Genomic DNA, 15758 nt, shown 5'->3' with positions numbered 1-15758 from the left:
TGCAGGGGAGGATTAGTCGGCCAGCGCCAGCATCACCGCAAGCAACTGCTCGGGCTGATCGCCCATCACATCATGTGTCGCATCGGAACGGTGGACCTCCCACGCCGGGTCCGCCGCGACGCTGGCGTGGAATCCCGCAAACGGCGTCGGCTGCCAGCTTTCGGCAAAGATGTAGACGCGCCGCCCGACCTTCGCTTCCTCGCCGGTGAAGCGCACCGGCTCGATCAGCGTCAGCAGCGGGTGATGGCCGACGCCCACGCCGGTGACCCCCGGTAATGGCCCGACCAGCCCCGGCGTGTCGCGCTGTGCGTTGATGTAGTGCCGATGCTCATACTCGCCGGTGATGTCCCACAAGGATTGGCCATCGGCTGGCAGGAAAGCGTCGATATAGACCAACGCGTCGATCCGTGCGCCCAGCCGCGTCGCCACGCCAGTCACGATCATCCCGCCGTAGCTATGTCCGGCCAGCACGAAGCGATCGATCCCCGCCGCCTCGACCTGTTGCACCACGTCGGAGACGTGGCGCGACAGGTCGATCGTGGGGGACAGTTCGCCGGCGCGCTCGCCGAGGCCGGTCAGCGCGACGGCGACGACGCGATGCCCCGCGTCGCGCAATTCGCCCGCCAGCCGATCGTAGATCCGTGCCGTGCCCCACGCGCCGTGGACGAGCACATAGTTGGTCATCGACCCCGCCTCACGCGGGCTGGGTCGTGCGCCACCCCTCCTGATACGTCTCGCGCGCGACGCGCGAATAGGGGACCGGGCTGACGATCGCGCGGACCTCGATCTGCTTGTGCGGCTCGACCGTGGTCTTCTTCGTGCCGCCATCGGGTTCGCCCCAGACCACGCGCACTTCGGTCCCGACCTCGACCGACGGGTCGATCGTGGCGAGACTCAGCGCCTGCTTTTCGTTGTAGCTGTAGCCGGTGAACATCGACACGCCGAGCGTCCGGCCCGACGCATCCTTCACCGCGTCGTAGTTCGACGACGCATAGTTCGCGAGCGGCACGTCGAAGAACTTGTACTGGTCGCCATCGGGATCGAACAGCGACGCCATGATCTTGGCCATGTCCTCCGGGTTCCAGGCGAGCGTCACCTTCTTGCGTTGCGCCGCGGCATCGACCTTTTCCAGCACCTCGCGGCCGTGGAAATCATGGTCGAACTTGACGAACGGACCGTAGCCCAGCTCCCATGGGTTGAGGTAGTAATCCTCGATATTCTCCGAGACGAAGCTGCCGCCGATCGATCCCGTCGCCTCATAGCTGTCGGCACCCAGCCACTCCCGGTACGCTTTCAGCTTGTCGCCGGTGTAGATCGCGGGGAGCGGGGAGGGGATCCAGCCGCTCTCCAGCGTGTTCGACGGATACGCGCGGCTGCCGCATGGCACGATGCCGAACTCCTTGCCCGCCTCCAGGATCGCGGCGCGGATTTCCTCCTGCTCGTCATAGGGCCCCCAGATTTCCAGGCCTGGCGCGCCCGACATCCCGTGACGCAGCGTGCGGACCTTCCGGCCGGCGATATTCATCTCGGCCATGTTGAAGAACTTCAGCTGCTCGACCGGACCGCCGTTCAGCTTCTCAATGATCGCCCAGGCGTTCGGCCCCTGGATCTGGAACCGCCAGTTGATGCGCTTCACCGGCTTGCCCATCGGGCGCGACGGGCTGCGGTCGTCCTTGACGATCTCAACGTCGTAACCGCCTGTTTCGGCGTGATACATCAGCCAGTTCGCGGCGGGCGCGCGGCCGACATAGACGAATTCTTCCTCCGCCAGATAGAACAGGATGCCGTCGCCGATGACGTGGCCGTAGGGCGTCGTCGGAACATACTGCTTCGCCTTGTTGACGGTGAAGCCCTTCATCGAATTGATCGCGGTGTCGCTGATCAGCTTCAGCGCATCCTTGCCGCGGATGAACAGGTCGACCATGTGATGCGATTGGTCGAACAGGACCGCGCTATGCTGCCACGCCCATTGTTCGCTGCGCCAGTTGTGGAATTCCGGCGCGACCACCGGATAGACATAGGCGCCCAGTTGCGAGTTGCGCAGCATCTTGACGGGATTGCCCGCCGCGTTCAGCACCGATTCGAGATTGTCCGCCATCATATCCTCTCCTGCGTGAGCGCGTCCCGGCATTGTCCGGCGAGCGACGATTCCTGTGGCCGCATCTTAGGATAATCTGTATGCTACGCAAACGATTTTGCGATCGACGGGAGAGCCGTACATGACGGTGGAATCGCTGGACCATATCAACATCGTGACACGCGATCTCGATCGTGCGGAGGCCTTCTATCGCGACCTGCTGGCGCTGGAAGAACGTGCCGCCCCGCCGCCGCTGACGCACGCCACCGCGCGGTGGATGCATGATTCGGGCGGACGCGCGGTGCTGCACCTGAACGGCCTGGATGCGCCGCGGCTGTTCGACCGCGACATGGCCGCGGGGCCGACCGGCGCGCTGCACCACGTCGCGTTCCGCTGCGCCGGGCACGGCGATGTGCTCGCGCGGATCGCGGCGATGGGGCTCGACCACCGGCTGAACGATGTGGCCGCCGCGGGCCTGCGGCAGATCTTCGTCACCGATCCCGACGGCGTGCTGCTGGAACTGAATTTCTTTGGCGGTTAACGCACCTCGCCCGACCACGTCCGCAGCCCCGGTTCGGTGTGGTCCGGCATCGCGAGCGCCTGCTGCATCGCGGGCCGTGCGGTCACGCGGTCGCGCCAGTCGATTAGCCGCGGAAAACGCGCGGCGACGTTCAGGTCGGGGAACATCCGCTCCACCATCATCCCGCAATGCGCATAGAAATTGATGTCGGCTAGCGTGTAGTCGTCACCCGCCAGCCAAGACGTTCGCGAAAGCTGCGCCTCGACCTTGTCCAGCGCATAGTCGATCTTCCCGGTCGCGTGCGCCAGTTGCTCGTCGGAAAAGCCCGATCGCGCCGCCTTCCACTTCGCGCGCTGATCGGGCAACGGAATGCGCGCCATGATCTCCTCGAACGCGCCGCTTTCGATCCCTCGCGCGATGACGCCGACCATTCGGTGCCAGCCATGCATCGACACGTGGTTCATCACGTGTTCGTCGACGAACTTGTTCCAATATCGCATCCGCGCCTTGCCCTCCGGCGTGGCGGGTCGCAGCGGCGGCGTGTCGGGAAAGGCGTCTTCGAGATATTCGTTGATGACGGTCGTCTGCGTGATGATCGCGCCGTCGTGGTCCAGCACGGGCACCTGTCCCTCGGGATTGATCGCGACGAACCACGGTTCGTGCTGTTCGAACTTGTGCAGGTTCACGTACACGCTCTCGAACGCCAGCCCCTTTTCGAACAGCGGCGCCATCGACTTCAGCGAATTGGCGAGCGGTTCGGCGTGATAGTATTTCAGCGTCATGGCGCAGCCCTTCAGACGGTCAGCGTATTCAGGATGCCGCCATCGACCGCCCAGGACTGGCCGGTGACGTGCGCGGCGGCGTCGGACAACATGAAGGCCGCGACCTCCGCGACTTCCTCCGCGCTGCCGGTACGGCGTTGCGGCACCCGCGCCGCCATCGTCGCGCGGGCTTCGTAGGGGATGTTCGCGAGCATCTCGGTTTCTACAAAGCCGGGCACGATGCAGTTGACGCGAACACCGTGCGGCGCGACTTCCAGCGCGGCTGCGCGGGCAAGGCCCAGCACGCCGTGCTTCGACGCGACATAGCCCGGATTGCGCGCCATCCCGCGCTCGCTCGCCAGACTGCCGGTAACCAGAATCGCGCCGCGGCGTCGTTCGATCATGCCGGGCAAGACGCGCTTCATCGCCCAGAACGGGGAGAGCAGGTTGGTGCGCAGAACGTCTTCGAACACCGCATCGTCGTATTCGGTAAAGGCGGCGAACGTGCCGCCCGTCCCGGCGTTGGCGAACAGGCCGTCGATCGGGCCCAACGCCGCCTCCGCCGCGTCGATCGCGCCGAGTAACGCCGCGCGGTCGGATACGTCGGCGGGTGCGGCGAACGTTTCGCCGCCCGCCAATTCGCGCACTGCCGCCAGCGTCTCAGCACGCCGCGCGATCAACGACATTTTTGCGCCCCGGCTCGCCAGCAGCAGCGCGGTCGCGCGCCCGATCCCCGACGACGCGCCGGTGACGACGATGTGATGCCCGGTGAAATCGCTCATCTGAATCCTCCCCTGCAAGGGGAGGTGGCTCGCGCAGCGATACGGAGGGGTGTCCCGGTATCCGGATAGGGCGACACCCCTCCGTCAGCCCTCCGGGCTGCCACCTCCCCTTGCAGGGGAGGATCGCCGAAAAGCGCGCTCACCCCAACCCCAGCAGCTTCACCGCATTGTCCTTCATGATCAGCGGCAGCACCTCGTCGCGAAAGCCCGCTTCTTTCGCCGCGTCGATCCATTTTTCGGGGCGGATCAGCGGCCAGTCGCTGCCGAACATCATCTTATGCTTCAGTTGCGTGTTGGCGTATTGGATCACCTGCTTCGGGAAATATTTGGGCGACCAGCCGCTGAGGTCAATGTACACATTGTCCTTGTGCAGCGCCATCGACAGGCTTTCGTCGGTCCACGGCCAGCTCGGATGCGCCAGGATGAACTTCATGTCGGGGAAATCGACCGCGACATCGTCGATCAGCATCGGCTGCCCATATTTCAGCCGCAGCCCGCCGCCGCCCGGCATTCCCGTGCCCATCCCCGAATGGCCGGTGTGGAAGATCGCGGGCAGCTTATATTCCGCGATCACTTCGTAGATCGGATACGCCATGCGATCGGCGGGATGCGCGTTCTGCGCGATGCCATGGAATTTGAAGCCCTTCACCCCGTGATTCTCGACCAGGTCGCGCGCCTCTCGCGCACCCAATTTGCCCTTGTGCGGATCGATCGACGCGAACGGGATCACGATATCGTCATGCTCGGCGGCGATGTCCGCCACCTCGTAATTGCTGATCCGTTTCGTTCCCATGCCGCATTCGGCATCGACCGTGAACAGGCAGAAGGCGATGTTGCGTTCGCGATAATAGTCGATCGTCTCGGGGATCGTCGGGCGTTTCCGGTCGGCCTTGAAATAGGCCGATGCAGCGTCGAAATATTTCGCCATTACCGGATCTTCGGGATCGTGGCACGACACCTCGGCATGGACGTGGACGTCGATCGCGACGACCTTGTTGGGATCGATCGGCATTACTTCGCCTTCCTGACGGCGCCGCCGCCTTGCTCCAGCGCCTTGTCCTCGTTCGCGCGCGCGATGACATACTGGCGGACGGTCTCGATCGCGTCCGCGCTCATCACCGGCGCGAAACTGACCATGCCATTGTCCTTCAGCGCCCCGCCGTGGACGATCTGCTGCCACGTCGCCGCGTCGTTCAGCGCCCCGCTGCGGCGCAGATCGGGGACCAGGCTGCCGCCGACCGCGGCGTCGCCGTGGCACGCGCCGCAGAAGCGACCGAACCGCTCGCCCCCCGCAGCGATCACCTGCGGCGTCGCGGTGGAGGCGGGTGGATCGAGCGTTAGCTTTTCCAGCGGCGGGGCGGGGGGCAGTGTCGCCTTGCCGCCGACCTTGAACACCAGCAGCCGGCTGATGTTGCGCGCCGGGCCGCTCTTGTCGATCAGTACGCCCGGCGCGAGCGCCCACACGCCGCCCCAGCCCGCCAGCACCGCGACATATTGCTCACCGTCCAGTTCATAGCTGATCGGCGCGGCGACCACGCCGGTCTGGGCGGGGAACGACCAGAGTTTCCGCCCGTCGGCCGTGGCATAAGCGGCGAATTCGCCCGTCGCATTGCCCTGAAACACGACGCCGCCGCCGGTCGCCAGCAGTCCGCCATTCCACGGCCCCTTGTAGGACACGCGCCAACGCTCCTTCTGCGCGACCGGATCCCACGCGATCAGCGCGCCGGTCGTCGCCGCCAGCGCGCCGTTGCGGACGGCGGGGATCGCGGGCATCGCCGCCTTGCCCATGTCGACGCCGACGTTGAAGCCGAGCTTGGCGGGCTTCCACGCCGGATCGGGGATGTACGGGAAAGCGGCGAGGTTGGCGGGGATGAACACCAGCCCCGATTTCGGATCGAACGCCATCGGGTGCCAGCTATGCGCACCGGTCGCACCGGGCGATCCGATGAACGGCTTGCCGGTCTTGTAGTAACGCGCTTCCGGCGTCTCGATCGGTCGCCCGGTCTTCATGTCGATGTCGGTCGCCCAGTTCGTCGGCACGAAGTTCTTCGCCGAGATCAGCTTCCCGTCGGTCCGGTCGAGTACATAGAAGAATCCGTTCTTCGGCGCCTGCATCAGCACCTTGCGCGGTTTCCCGTCGATCGTCACATCGGCCAGGATGATGTGCTGCGTGGCGGTGAAGTCCCAGCTGTCGCCGGGCGTCGTCTGGTAATGCCAGGCATAGTCGCCGGTCTTCGCGTGGATCGCGACGATCGACGAAAGGTACAAATTGTCGCCCTTGCCCTGCGAGCGGTACAGATGGTTCCACGGACTGCCGTTGCCGACCCCGATGTACAACAGGTCGAGTGCAGGGTCATACGCCATGGCGTCCCACACCGTGCCACCGCCGCCCTGCTTCCACCATTCGCCGGCCCAGGTCTGCGCCGCGGTCTTCAGATACGCGGGTTCGTTCTCCTTTCCCGGCTGCGCGGGGACGGTGTAGAATCGCCAGCGTTGCTTGCCGGTCGCGGCATCGTATGCGGTGACATAGCCGCGCGCGCCGAACTCCGCGCCGCCGTTGCCGATCATCACCATGCCGTTGATGACGCGCGGCGCGCCGGTGATCGTGCCATTGCCCTTCTGGTCGAGCGTGACGACACTCCACACCGGCTTTCCCGTCCGGCGATCGAGCGCGATCAGGCGGCCGTCGAGCGTGCCGACGAACAGCCGGTCGCCCCACGCCGCGACGCCGCGGTTGACCGCATCGCAGCACGCCTTGACCAATGTCTCGCGCGGCACCTGCGGGTCGTAGGACCAGAGCGGTTTGCCCGTGCGCGCGTCATACGCCTTCACCATGCTCCATGCGGTCGAGACATAGAGCACGCCGTCGATCATCAGCGGCGTCGCTTCCTGCCCGCGCGCGGTGTCGAGATCGGCGAACCAGGCGAGCCCGAGCCCCGCGACATTGGACTGGTTCAACTTTTCCAGCGGACTGAAGCGTTGCTCGTCATAGGTACGCCCGGTCGACAGCCATTCGCCCGGCGCCGCAGCCGCGATGCGCGCCGCGTCTACCCCGCCCGCTGTCGGGGCGCTGTCCGAACCGGTCGCCGCACTGCACGCGCTCAGCGCGAACGCGGCCCCCGCCAACAGGACCAGCCAACCTTGCGACTTCGTCATATATGCTCTTTCAATTCACCAGCCGGTCGCCGCGCCAATGGTCGGCTCGCAGCGCCTTCTTGTCCATCTTGCCCGCCGCGGTGCGCGGGATGGAGGCGACGAAGGCGACGCTCTTCGGCGCCTTCACGCCGCCCAGCCGCGCCTTGGCGTGCGCGATGATCGTTGCGTCGTCGATCCCGTCGGCAACGACGACCGCATGGACCTGCTCGCCCCATTTCTCGTGCGGCACGCCGATCACCGCGCATTCGCGGACCTGCGCCAATTCGGTCACCGCCGCCTCGACCTCGGCGGTGAAGACGTTGAAGCCGCCGGTTACCACCATGTCCTTCTTGCGATCGACGATGAACAGGAAGCCATGCTCGTCGCGATAGGCGACGTCGCCGGTATGGTGCCAGCCGAATGCGCGCGCCTCCGCCGTCGCGTCGGGCAGCTCGAAATACTCCTTCGACACCAGCACGCCGCGCACCACGATCTCGCCGCGTTCGCCATCAGGCAGCAGATTGCCGTCGTCGTCCATGATCCCGACCTGCACCGATCGGGTCGGTTTTCCGCAACTCGCCAGCCGCTCGGGATGGTCGCCCGCCGCCGCCGCCGCGACCACCTCGGGGGTCAGCCACGTCGTGATCATCGGCGATTCGACCTGACCATACGCCTGGCACATGCACGGCCCGAACGCCTCGACCGCCTGGCGCAGCTTTTCGGGCGACACGGGCGATCCGACCAGGATGAAATAGCGCAGCGACGACACGTCCTGCCGCCCCAGTTCGGGCGAGCCGAGCAGGCCGTACAGCGCGGTCGGCGGCAGATACATGTGCGTCACGCGGTGTTCGGCGATCGTGCGCAGCACGCGGTCGGCGTCGAAGCCCGGCAGGATCACCTGTGTCGCACCCAGCGCCATCGTGCCGAGCGCGACAGGCCCCGCGGCATGGGTGATCGGTGCGACCACCAGAGATACAGGATCGGACACGCCGCGCCCGACCGCCTCGCCCAGCGTCTCCAGCATCGTGCTCCAGCCCAGGTTGGTGACGACCACCCCCTTCGACGGTCCGGTCGTCCCGCCGGTCGGGAACAGCCCGACGACATCGTCCGGCGCGCCGAACGGATCGGAGAAATCGGGCAGCGTCGCGTGCGGTGCGGCGGCGACGAACTCGTCCAGCGACGGATCGTCGCCCATCCGCCGGTCCAGACATACGAAATGCGTCAGCGTCGCGGTCCGCGCCCTAAGCGCCGCGACATCCTCCGCCATGCTCGAATGATAGAACATCCACCCGCACCGCACGTAGGACAGATAGGCCGCATTGGCGTCGATCGCGTTGCGCGTGTTGACCGGCACCCAGCGCCCGTTGGCGCGCCAGATCGCGAGCAATGCGATCATGATCGCCGCGCTGTTTGGGCCGTACAGCGCGACCGACTGCTGGTTCCGGAACCCCGACGCGTACATCGCCGCCGCGATCGCCACGGTGCGTGCCCTGACCTCGGCGAACGTGTGCCGCTCCCCGCTGGCGACATCGACCAGCGCGGTATGGGCCGGATCGCGGTCATGCCCGCGGTCGAAATAGTCGATCGATCGCATCCTGTCGTCCTAACCCCAGCGGTTGATTTCAGGCCCCGGCGCCCACACCGCGGACGGTTCGGCGACGGTCGCCAGCGCCAGCGCGCGCGAGACCGACGGCCTCGTCCTCACGCGATCGAGCCACGCCGCGGTGCGCGGTCTGTCGGCGAAGGCATCCGGGTGCAGCGCGGGCATTCCCGCCAGCCAAGAGTAGCTTTCCAGATCGGCAATCCCGAAATCGCCCATCAGCCACGCGCGCCCGTCGGCCAGTTGCGCCTCGACCTTCTCGACCCCTTGCGCGATCTTCGCCCGGCTGTCGTCCAGCTTGGCGGCGTCGAACCGCCCCTCCACCGCCTCGCGCCAGCGATCGGCCAGATCCTGGCTCGCGATTCCCGCTGGAACCGCGGCCGGCGGCGCGGCGCTCAGCCCCAGATACGATGCGGCGGGCGCGATGCGTTCGATCACGTAGCGGCACCACGCCATCGCCTGCCACCGCGCATAGGGATCAGCCGGCCGCAGCGCGGGTCCGTCGCCGGTATCGTCGAGATAGCAGGCGACGAACACGCTGTCCGCCATCGCGACGCCGTCCACCACCAGCACCGGCCCTTCGCCCTCGATCGACTGTTCGACCTCGAACGCATGCGGCGCCCGCGCGCCGTGGCGTTCGCCCGCGACCAGATCGATCCGCTCCAGCGTCAACTCGACACCCTTTTCGAACGCCGCCGCCAGCACGGTCAGCGACGGCCCGTTCGGTTCGCCGTGATACAGGATGCCGTTCATGCGGCTTCGCTTTCCAGGATGCTGACGCGCTTCGCCATGTCGGTGCGCCCCATCGCCCAGCACGCGCGCGTCGCGGGCCGGGCGTAGATCGCGCGCAGCCAGCGCATGATGTTCGGGGTCAGATCGTCGTTCGACAGGTGCGGCTGCGACAGCGGCAGCGCATAGCCGAGGTTGAAGCCGTTGATGTCGGCCAGACTGTAGCTGTCCGACGCCAGCCATTCGCGCTTCCCCAGCGCCTCCTCCAGAAACCCGATGCCGATCGCCACGCGGCGCTGCGATTCCGCCATTTCCTCGGCCGAGAACGCGCCGCTGATCGCTTTCCGCCACGCCACACGGCGCTCGGGCATCGGGATGCGTTCGATCGCGGCGTCGAGCTCAGCCGGGTCGCGCTGCCGCACCGATGGCCCGACGAACACGCTCCACCCGATCATCGAGAAGCTGGGGGCGAGCCACTGGTCCATGAACTTCATCCACCAGCGCACGCGCCATGCGTCGACCGGATCCTCGGGCATAAGCTTCGGACCCGCGAACGCCTCGTCGACATATTCCATGATCGCGGTCGATTCGGTCAGCACCAGGTCACCGTGCGTCATCGCCGGGATCGTGCCGAGTGGGTTGACCGCCAGATACTCGGGCTTGTGCTGATCGAAGGCCAGCAGATCGAGATAGTGGCTGTCGAACGCGACGCCCTTCTCGAATAGGGTCAGCATCGGCTTGCCCGAATTGGCGTTCGGCTCCCAGTGATAGAGCGTTACGCGGTCGGTGTCGGTCATGCGGTATTTCCTCGGGGGTGGGCAGGGCGGGAACAGCCGTCAGGCCATTCCCGCCGCGCCCCCTAAAACGTGGTCAGAACTTCTTCTTCACGGTCAGCGCGAACTCCTGCGGGCTGCCCGGGCGCCCTTTGCGGAACCCCGCGCCCGCGCCGCGCAGGTCGAAAATCGTCAGCAGATAATATTTGTCGAGCAGGTTCAGCGCCTCCAGCGAGATGTCGAGATCCTCGTTCGCATTTGTCCACGTCAGCCGCGCATTGACCAGCGTATAGGCCGGGATGAAGTTGCGGATGCGCGTGCCGTTCAGCACGGTCGGCCCGGTATATTGCTTGTCCTGGTAATTGACGTCGAAGCGCGGCGTGATGCTGCCCGCATTGCCCAGATCGGCCTTGTACTGCGCGCCCAGGCCGAACTTCCACGGCGGCACGGTCGGCGGATCGTTCGCCACCACGCCGCCTGGATTGGTCGGGAATGTCGCCGACGGGTTCAGGCTGTCGGCGTTGTATTTGAACGTCAGATAGCTGAGCGACGCGTCGATCGCGAGGCCCGGCACCGGGAACACCGACAATTCGGCCTCGAACCCCTTGATCTGGCCCTCGCCCGCATTCAGCCGCGCCGCGCACGGCGCGCCCGGACAGGTGCTGACCGGAATCTGGATATCCTTATAGTCGTTGATGAACGCCGACAGGTTGAAACGGGCCTTCCGGTCGAAAAAGTCGCTCTTCAGCCCGACTTCATACGCATTCAGCTGTTCCGGCGCGAACGGGATCACCTGTTGCGCGTTGAACGGCCGCGGGTTCGAACCGCCGCCCTTGAACCCGGTCGAGAACGACGCGTACACCAGCAGTTCGGGCGAGAAGCGATAATCTGCCGCCAGCCGGTAATCGACCCGCTTCGCACTGTATTTCGCGATCAGCCCGGACAGCGCGGTGACCGTCCCGCCGCCGAACAACCCCTGCGTATCCGGCCCGGAATAACCGACGCCGTACACCGCGCCGACGGGATCGAGGAAGCGGTTGACCGTGCCGTCCAGGTTCAGGCGGAAATATTGCTGATCCTTGGATTCGTCAGTGTAGCGCAGCCCGCCGCTGAGCGTGAACCCCTCGAACGGGTTGAACGACGCCTGTGCGAAGACGGCCTTCGCGTCGGCCTTTGTGGGGTCCGGCTGGCGAAACTGCAGCGGAAACACCGGCACGTAGCGGATGTCCTGCAGCGAATCGTAGAGCGACTCCTGCTTGAAGTAATAGGCCCCGATCGTCAGGTTCAGCGCATCGGTTAGCTGCGCGTTGGCGCGCAACTCCTGGCTGAAGCTCCAGTTGGTCAGATGGTTCTTGCCGAACCCGACATTGGCTGGCGACAGATCGTCATCCGAATCGAACCGCGTATCGAACTCGCGGTATCCGGTGATCGATGTCAGCGCGATCGTGTCGTTCACCTGATAGTTGATCTGCCCCGACACGCCCCAGCCGTCGTACAGGCTGCGATCGTTGCCGGTCGTCGCCGCCAGCGGCGTGCCCGCTGCGCCCAGCGGGTCGACCGGGATCGGGGGCACCCATGTCGCCGCAGGCTGGCCGGTGGTGATGTAGTTGCAGAACCGCCCGCAGAGGAAGCGATCGTCATACGGCACGCCAGGCACGGGGTTCACGTTCGGCGAATTGATCGGCGATGTCGCCAGCAGCACTTCGCCCGCGATCGTATGTTCGTCATGCGTATAATCGCCGATGACGTTCACCTCCAGCGCGTCGGTCGGCTGCCAGCGCAGGATGCCGCGGATCGCCTGATAGCCGATGCCGCCCAGCTTGCTGATCGTGCAGTCGCCGCCCGATTGCGTCGCGGGGATGCCGCTCGACGGGTTGGCGCAACCGAAATCGATCCGGTCGACGAAGCCCTCCTGCTGCTTGGCCACGCCTGAGATACGGCCGAACAGCGTGTCGGTGATTTTGAAATCGGCCGCGCCGCGCACGCCGATGCGGTTGCGCGAACCATAGCTCACCTCGACGAAGCCGCCGCCCTCGCCGGTCGGCTTCTTCGAATACAGCTTGATCGCGCCGCCTTCGGAATTGCGCCCCGCCAGCGTGCCCTGCGGCCCGCGCAGGATTTCGACGCGGTCGAGGTCGAGGAGGTCGAACACCGCGCCGGTCAATTGCGGGTAATAGACGTCGTCGATGTAGATGCCGACGCCGGGTTCGTACGCCGGGTTGAAATCGTTCTGCCCGACGCCGCGGATCGACGCGACGACCGACGGTCCGAACGACGCGCCCTGCGGCTTCAGCGACACGTTCGGGGCATTGTCCGCGACTTGCGCCAGATTGGTCTGGTTCTTCGCCTCCAGCTCGGCCGAATTGACCGCGGTGATCGCGATCGGGATGTCTTGCAGCTTCTGTTGACGGAACTGCGCGGTGACGACGATATCCTGCGTCGCGCCGAACTCCGCCCCCTCCGGTCCTTGCGCCGCTGTGGTGGGCGGGGCGGTGGGCGGTGTGATTGTGGCGGGTGGCGTCTGGTCCTGCGCCAGCGCCGGCGTCGCCATCGCCAGGCCCGCGGCCGAGGCTGACGCCAGCAAGCGCGCGATCCGCCGCGTGTGGACAATATCGTGCATCGAAGCTCCTCCCCTGAATATTAGGCCCGTCCTTCGCCGGAACGTGACCCCTTCCCGAACCGCGAAACTGTCGGGTTCATTGTCAGTAAGACATACGAAAAGCCGCGGCACAAGAAGTACCAAAACTACCACCATCGGCGCTGCCAGCATGAATTGTTGACAGTTGCGTGCTGCGGCGATGCTGCGCAACATCATGCGCAGACGGACGTGATGCGGAGAGGAACGGCGGCGATGCAGGCGATGATCAACTATGTCGCGCGCGGGCACGAAAGGATGCGCTATTTCGCGAACGACTCCAGCCGCGACACCGTCGTCATCGCGCCCGAGCCGATGCCGATCGCCGAGTCGCGCACTTCGGGTACGTCGCTTGATTGCGAGGGGTTCGCCCTGATGCCGCATCGCAGCGCCGTCGCCGATTTCGCCGACGCCGCCGCGGTGGCGGCGGTCCACCCTGAAGAGATCGCCGCGCTTGTGCAGCAGGTGACCGGCGCGGATGCGGTGTCGGTGACCGGGGCCGGCGTCCTGCGCTTTGCCGAACGCTCCGCGCTGTCGGGTGCGCTCGATAATTCGCGGCCCGCGCGATTCGCGCATGTCGACGTTTCAGATTCGACCGCCGCGATTTTCTCGGCGCGGTCGTTGCCGGAGGGAAGACATCAACCGCGACGCACCGCACATTACAACGTCTGGCGCGCAATCTCGCCCGCACCGCAGGACGTGCCGCTGGCGCTATGCGACGCGCGCAGCGTCGCGACCGCCGACCTGCTGCCTGCCGATGCCATCTTCGACCGCGACGGCGTCGACGAATGGTCGTTCGAGGGCCTCGTCGTCGCGCACTCCCCCACGCACCGCTGGCACTGGTTCGGCGACCTCGACCGCGACGAGGTGATCATGTTCAAGACCAACGACAGCGACCCCGAACGCGCGCATTCGGTCCCGCATGTCGCCTTCGACGATCCCGATTGCCCCGCGGACGCGCCACCCCGCGCGTCGATCGAAATGCGGGCGATCGCCTATTGGTTCTAGATCAGATCAGCCAGCCCGATCGCCTTGCCCGCCGCGGCGTCGCGGGCGGCGGCGCGGCGCAGGCGTTCGATCTCCTGGCGGCCTTCGGGCACCGGTTCGTCGGGCAGCGCTGCGATGCTGGCGTCGTAGATCTCGCGGAAATCCTCGGCGAATTCGGGATGGGTGAAGATCACCGCGTCGTTGCGGGTCATGCCCGCCAGCGTCTTTCCGCCCACCTCGAACGGGTCCATTCCAGCGTCGAACGCCGCGCCGAACGTCTCCAGCTCGGCGCGATCGACCGCCGCAAAGCCCGATTCGGCGAAATCGTCCGGGCGCTTCAGCGCGCTGTCCCAGGCGTTGGTGCGCGTCAGGCCGGGGCACATCAGCGAACAGCCGATGCCATAGGGGGCCAGATTGTAGCGCAGGCATTCGGTCAGGCCGCGCACGGCGAATTTGCTGGCGGTATAGATCCCCGCCTGCGGTCCCGACAGATACGCCGCCATCGACGCGACGTTGACGACGTGCCCACCCGGACCGCCGCGCTTCACCAGCGGCAACAATGCGACGAGCCCGTTCGCGACTCCGCCGAAATTCACGCCCATGATCCAGTCATAGTCGGCGTGGGCGGCCTCGTCGGTCGGCCCGAACACGCTGACCCCGGCATTGTTCACCAGCACGTCTAGCCGCCCGAACCGCGCATCGATCTCGTGCGCGACCTCGGCGAAGCGCGCGCGATCGGTCACGTCCAGCTTCACGAACACCGGCGCGACATATCCCGCGTCCACGAACCAGCGTTCGGCAGCGGCCCGGTGCGTTTCGTCGCGATAGGACAGGATCAGCCGCATACCGGCCGCGGCAAACGCGCGCGCGATGCCAAAGCCGATGCCGGAAACCCCGCCCGTGACGAATGCGACCTTGCCATCCCAGCCCATCCGATTTTCCTCTCGCCACGGATCGATTATCCGTTAGTCTTGCATACAAAATAGAGCAGGAGATCGGATGATGCCAGAAATGGATCCCAACGCGACCGCACGGCTCGAAGCGCTGGAGAATCGCGTCGGCGAACTCGAGGATATGAACGCGATCCGCCGGCTCCACTGGGCCTACGGTTACTACATCGATTTCAACCGTCCCGACGACGTCGCCGAACTGTTCGCACGCGACGGCGTCGTCGTGTTCCTGTCGGGCGAATATCACGGCCATGCCGGGGTGAAGCGGCTGTATGGGGACTGGATCGCGGGCCGTTTCACGCAAGGGCGGCCGGGGCCGGTCGACGGGCTGGTGCTCGATCATTTCCAGATGCAGGACATCATCACTATAGCCCCCGACCGGCAGAGCGCCAAGGGCCGGTTCCGCGGGATGCTGCTCGGCGGCTGGCATGACAGCGTGATCGACCGGAAACCCGATTTCATGCCGCAGCAATTCTGGGAAGCGGGCATCTACGAGAATGATTACGTTCGCGAAGACGGCGCGTGGAAGATCAAGCGACTCGATTACATGATGCAGTGGCAGGGCGATTACGAAACCGGCCTGGCGCATACCGTCGCGCATCTTCAGCCCGCGGCGGTGCTGTATCCGGAAGACCCGCTCGGTCCCGACGTGATCCTGCCCGCCGAACAGGTGCGCCAGACATGGCCGCACCGGCAGGACGTGCCGATGCATTTCGCGCACCCCCGGTTCGGTGCGTTGCTTGCCGGGCAGGAACCGCGATGAAGTTCCGCGGGATGACCTGCGCAGATCGCTCGGCTAGGTCGGCGAA

General features: G+C 65.9%; 14 protein-coding genes. 3 read left to right on the top strand and 11 right to left on the bottom strand.

The window, feature by feature from the left end; translation table 11 throughout:
- Window positions 1-12: 12 nt before the first annotated feature.
- Window positions 13-684 carry an alpha/beta fold hydrolase gene (locus M0208_RS08995; protein ID WP_258891369.1) on the bottom strand — a complete coding sequence of 224 codons (672 nt, stop codon included), beginning with the start codon at window positions 682-684 and terminating at the stop codon, window positions 13-15.
- A gap of 10 nt (window positions 685-694) precedes the next feature.
- Window positions 695-2101: an aminomethyl transferase family protein gene (locus M0208_RS08990; RefSeq protein WP_258891368.1), complete on the bottom strand. Its 1407-nt coding sequence runs from the start codon at window positions 2099-2101 to the stop codon at window positions 695-697.
- A 118-nt stretch (window positions 2102-2219) separates the two neighbouring features.
- Here M0208_RS08990 and M0208_RS08985 point away from each other — a divergent pair, with 118 nt between their 5' ends.
- Entirely contained in the window at window positions 2220-2618 is a 399-nt protein-coding gene (locus M0208_RS08985; RefSeq protein ID WP_258891367.1) for a VOC family protein, read from the top strand.
- On the opposite strand, the gene M0208_RS08980 is transcribed toward M0208_RS08985, so the two are convergent.
- The 8 genes from M0208_RS08980 to M0208_RS08945 form a co-directional block, all read right to left on the bottom strand.
- Window positions 2615-3379: a glutathione S-transferase family protein gene (locus tag M0208_RS08980; protein WP_258891366.1), complete on the bottom strand. Its 765-nt coding sequence runs from the start codon at window positions 3377-3379 to the stop codon at window positions 2615-2617. The genes M0208_RS08985 and M0208_RS08980 overlap by 4 nt on opposite strands.
- An 11-nt stretch (window positions 3380-3390) precedes the next feature.
- Window positions 3391-4140, bottom strand: coding sequence for an SDR family NAD(P)-dependent oxidoreductase (locus M0208_RS08975; protein WP_258891365.1), 750 nt, complete (start codon window positions 4138-4140; stop codon window positions 3391-3393).
- Between the two features lie 139 nt (window positions 4141-4279).
- Window positions 4280-5152, bottom strand: coding sequence for an amidohydrolase family protein (locus tag M0208_RS08970; protein ID WP_309546996.1), 873 nt, complete (start codon window positions 5150-5152; stop codon window positions 4280-4282).
- A complete protein-coding gene (locus M0208_RS08965) occupies window positions 5152-7296 on the bottom strand; it encodes a PQQ-dependent dehydrogenase, methanol/ethanol family (RefSeq protein WP_258891364.1) in 2145 nt (714 codons plus the stop codon). The genes M0208_RS08970 and M0208_RS08965 overlap by 1 nt, the downstream gene beginning before the upstream one ends.
- A gap of 10 nt (window positions 7297-7306) precedes the next feature.
- A complete protein-coding gene (locus M0208_RS08960) occupies window positions 7307-8869 on the bottom strand; it encodes an AMP-binding protein (RefSeq protein WP_258891363.1) in 1563 nt (520 codons plus the stop codon).
- A gap of 9 nt (window positions 8870-8878) precedes the next feature.
- On the bottom strand, window positions 8879-9628 hold the full coding sequence (locus M0208_RS08955; RefSeq protein WP_258891362.1) for a glutathione S-transferase family protein: 750 nt from the start codon (window positions 9626-9628) through the stop codon (window positions 8879-8881).
- On the bottom strand, window positions 9625-10401 hold the full coding sequence (locus M0208_RS08950; RefSeq protein WP_258891361.1) for a glutathione S-transferase family protein: 777 nt from the start codon (window positions 10399-10401) through the stop codon (window positions 9625-9627). Before M0208_RS08950 ends, M0208_RS08955 begins: the two co-directional genes overlap by 4 nt.
- Before the next feature lie 73 nt (window positions 10402-10474).
- The gene (locus tag M0208_RS08945) at window positions 10475-12997 is read right to left on the bottom strand and encodes a TonB-dependent receptor (protein ID WP_258891360.1); all 2523 of its coding nucleotides are present in this window, start codon (window positions 12995-12997) and stop codon (window positions 10475-10477) included.
- Window positions 12998-13228: 231 nt separating this feature from the next.
- On the opposite strand from M0208_RS08945, the gene M0208_RS08940 reads away from it, so the two are divergent.
- Entirely contained in the window at window positions 13229-14020 is a 792-nt protein-coding gene (locus tag M0208_RS08940) for a CmcJ/NvfI family oxidoreductase (RefSeq protein WP_258891359.1), read from the top strand.
- Here M0208_RS08940 and M0208_RS08935 read toward each other — a convergent pair.
- The gene (locus tag M0208_RS08935; protein WP_258891358.1) at window positions 14017-14931 is read right to left on the bottom strand and encodes an SDR family oxidoreductase; all 915 of its coding nucleotides are present in this window, start codon (window positions 14929-14931) and stop codon (window positions 14017-14019) included. The genes M0208_RS08940 and M0208_RS08935 overlap by 4 nt on opposite strands.
- A gap of 67 nt (window positions 14932-14998) precedes the next feature.
- Between M0208_RS08935 and M0208_RS08930 the strand changes: the two genes are divergently transcribed.
- The gene (locus tag M0208_RS08930; RefSeq protein WP_258891357.1) at window positions 14999-15712 is read left to right on the top strand and encodes a nuclear transport factor 2 family protein; all 714 of its coding nucleotides are present in this window, start codon (window positions 14999-15001) and stop codon (window positions 15710-15712) included.
- Window positions 15713-15758 lie beyond the last annotated feature (46 nt).

Origin of the sequence: Sphingomonas sp. SUN019 (assembly GCF_024758705.1) — a bacterium.
Classification (GTDB): Bacteria; Pseudomonadota; Alphaproteobacteria; order Sphingomonadales; family Sphingomonadaceae; genus Sphingomonas.
Note: the sequence above shows the minus strand (reverse complement) of the source record. Positions and strands in the feature narration are given on the sequence as shown.